Origin of the sequence: Nostoc sp. (assembly GCF_036917455.1) — a bacterium.
GTDB lineage: Bacteria > Cyanobacteriota > Cyanobacteriia > Cyanobacteriales > Nostocaceae > Nostoc.
On the sequence record NZ_JBALDK010000079.1, the window covers coordinates 1 to 3,421 of the forward strand.

The following is a 3,421-nucleotide window of genomic DNA, read 5'->3' on the forward strand; positions in this document are numbered from 1 at the left end:
GATAATCAGTGATATGGAAAAAGTTTTTGCCGAAAAGCTAGGGTTTTGCCGATACAAGAGAAGCAAGTTCTTAATTTTGGATAAAGTCGAGCTAAGAGGTTGTTTGAAAAGTCTTTGGCTGTGATTTTAGGCACTTATTGATCCCCCTAACCCACCTTAAAAAAGGGGGAACCGGAATCAAATTCCCAGGACGCAACCCCCAAACAATCATGGAGTGGGTACATAGTTACAATATTTCAGGTATAGAAGTACTGCGGTATCAACATACAGGTGGTCATCCCCCCCTTTTTCAAAACAGATAGAGAAAGCAATTGATAGAGAGATTCGTAAAACCTTAGAGCTTGCAGCAACAGCACCTCAGCAAAAAAAGCAGAATCAAGAGTTTTTACCTCGTTGGACGTTGAAGCGTTTAGTAGCTTGGATTGACAATCAATTTAATCTCAAATGTTGTCGTGAATCAGTACGTAAGACTCTCAAGAATTTAGGATTTTCATGGAAGAAAGCGCGGAAACTGTTAAATAAAGCCAACAGCAAAAAACGTGCTGAGTATTTAGAAAAACTACAGGGTTTACTCGATGATGCTCTGAACAATGGTCACTTACTGGTTTTTCTCGATGAGGCACACATTCATCTTGACAGCGATGAAGGTTATGGCTGGTCGATTAAAGGAGAACGTTTTTGGGTTAGTTCCAATTCTCCAGGAAGAACCAAGGTTTCCTTTTATGGGATCTATGTTTACAACTATGCCAAAGTCAAAATTTTTCCTTATTTAAAAGCAGATCAATTCAATACAATTGATGTTTTAAAACATCTGAGAACTGAGTTTCCAGAACGCGACATGACTCTAAGAAAGGGATAGTGCTCCTTATCACCGTTCTCAAACTGTCAAAGAAACATTAGAGATTTTACAAATCAACCTGGAACCTTTACCTGGTTACAGCCCTGACTTTATGCCTGTGGAACACCGGGAGCAATGGTTGCGTGAAGATGTAACTTATCATACATGCTACCAGTCACCTGCTGAATTAATTGAACGGGTTCATTTCTTTGAACAAGATATTAATTCCCGTCCTGTTGAAATTTGCGAGCGCTTGTGGGTGAAAAATCACCTTGAAGAAGATGGGGAAAAACTACGGGTTTCAAGATAGACGTGGTTTATTAGGCTGATTATGTTAATTTGCTAAAAATGTTCAGTTCTTAAAAATAACTGAACGTTTAATATAAGTATAAATAGGATTCTGTTTAGTTAGTATATTTTCAAATTAATAAATTAAATAATTAACTAGGTTATTACACCGTATAAACATGGGTTTACAATCGAAATAAGGATTTAAAGCAGAAATATCTATAAAAGTATTTGCTGGAATATGTGGCGGTTAAGAGTATATACAAATACAATAAATTGAATATGTTTTTCTACTCTTATTTGTCACAAGTGTACTATTTATGGCGCAAACTATAGTAATACCCACGGGCATTCCTATCATAACCCTTCGCCTTCAGGTACTTGTGTTGGCTTTGGGGGGAAGTTTCAACATGGTGGTGAACTCAATATTTTTCTCCTGCTGGATTGAGATTTTTAGAAATAATCTACCCACGCACAGCTTTTGCCGCAGCTATCAATGCTGCTGGTACGGCAGCGCGTCCTGTTCACGATGCTAGTACATCGCTGTCTTATCCTTTCAATTGTTGAGCCACTGATGTTTAGAGTCGAAGCGATCGCTTAATCTACCCAACCCCCTTGTTCATAGTTAGTATCTGCCAGCAGTAATATACGTGCATGATTAATTTTATACGCAGAACTTCTACCTATCGTTGCGAATTTTTCTAAGTATGCTCTCTCTTCAGGTGTTAGAGAGACGATGTATTTTTTCTTCGGCATCACAGATGAAATTGCTCTAGATATCTTATAGATTACCCTGTTCATGTATCCCTCAATTATTTATTGACTGACTACTACCAACCGTTGAAGAAGATGAATGGAAAAGCAGACCTAAATTTTTGTACACTCAAGTTTTTATTCGGTGTTGCTGCTTACCAAGGCTACTTTATTATCCGGCAACATCAAAGTCTGCCCTGGCAAGTGATGATTTTCGTTTGGTCGCACCTTAAAAGGGCTAGTCTAGCTCTCTCTCACAAAGGAAACGTGTTTGTCGGGCGAAAGTTTGGCTTCAGGAGACTTCCAAAGAATACTTATCAAAACAGAATCTAGGAGCCAGAAAATAGGTATGAATTATGTACGAGTCGCGGATGAATAAACGGGTTTAAACCCCCACGAAATCGTAGATTTGGTGGTCTTTAATGAGCGGTGGGTCAGAATCAATCTTCGTGAGGGATTCTGACTTCTGAATTTTTGTTCAATATTCAATAACTATTTTAAATATTTTTATTAACTGTCTTAACTGTCTTAACTGTCTGCTTAACTTTCTTAAGTGGTATTGCATTTTATTGGCAAATCTGAGATGATTTATAAACTAAAGTAAAAGTTTACCTTTAAATAAGCTTACCTCTGGTTATTTGAAGGTAAACTTTTACTTCACTTCTAAAGCTCATCAGGTAAGTAAGCTTCTGTACTACTAAATATCAGGGATTACCGTCAATATTAACTTTATTGTTTAACTAAGACTGTAAGAATTGGAGGTAAGTTCAATAGATGAAATCGTAAAAACTGGCTGGGTTAGATGGTATTTCTGGCATAATCTTAATCACAGAAAGAGGGTAGTTATGCCACAGTTGCAGCTACTATCACAGCCTGGGTGAAACCCTTTGGAGCGTATAAATCCCTGCTAGTCTGATAACAATTGTCGAGAAATATTGTAGCCCAATATAAAATTGAAGCGCTTTTCAAGGACATTTATGCAGAACGGAGCAAAAAGCAATTCGTAATAGTTATTCAGTAATTCAAGATTTATCCATTACAGAGGAGCCAAAAAGTCTATTTAGTATAGAAACAATTATTGATGATCAAAAAGTGGAAACCAAAAAAATAGTTGAAATAGTTGAGTAACAATCTTTGATATATAACTGTACTTTCCGAAAAATATAACTAAATAATTGTAATTCTTAAAAAATCTACTTTAAGTAGGGTGGAACAATGCAGTTAAATAACATACCAAGTATTTAAAAAATTCAAATCAGCAAAAAGAGTTAACCCAATGAAACAGAAGGATGCGATTAATTAAATACCATTAATTAAAGTTTAATCATAGACGATTGCGTAGTAATAGAGATAGATACAGATAAAAAATTAAAAGATGAGTTCAGTCACTTATGTTGTACTAACACGAATATTTGCTCGAAAACAATTATTATCTAATTTGTAAACAACCACGCTTAGTGAGGCTATTAAAAGTAACAGTGTTAGAGAACAATTATTACTTTGTTTTTTGTAAAAAAAGCATTCATTAAAGGATAGTAAACT

General features: G+C 35.8%; 2 protein-coding genes. Both read left to right on the forward strand.

Going from position 1 to position 3,421, the window contains the following annotated elements:
• The first annotated feature begins 400 nt into the window (after nucleotides 1–400).
• Nucleotides 401–859, forward strand: a complete 459-nt coding sequence (locus V7K42_RS08765; protein WP_334915354.1) for a winged helix-turn-helix domain-containing protein — start codon at nucleotides 401–403, stop codon at nucleotides 857–859.
• A gap of 52 nt (nucleotides 860–911) precedes the next feature.
• Entirely contained in the window at nucleotides 912–1,148 is a 237-nt protein-coding gene (locus V7K42_RS08770; RefSeq protein ID WP_334915369.1) for a hypothetical protein, read from the forward strand.
• The last annotated feature ends 2,273 nt before the right edge of the window (nucleotides 1,149–3,421 follow it).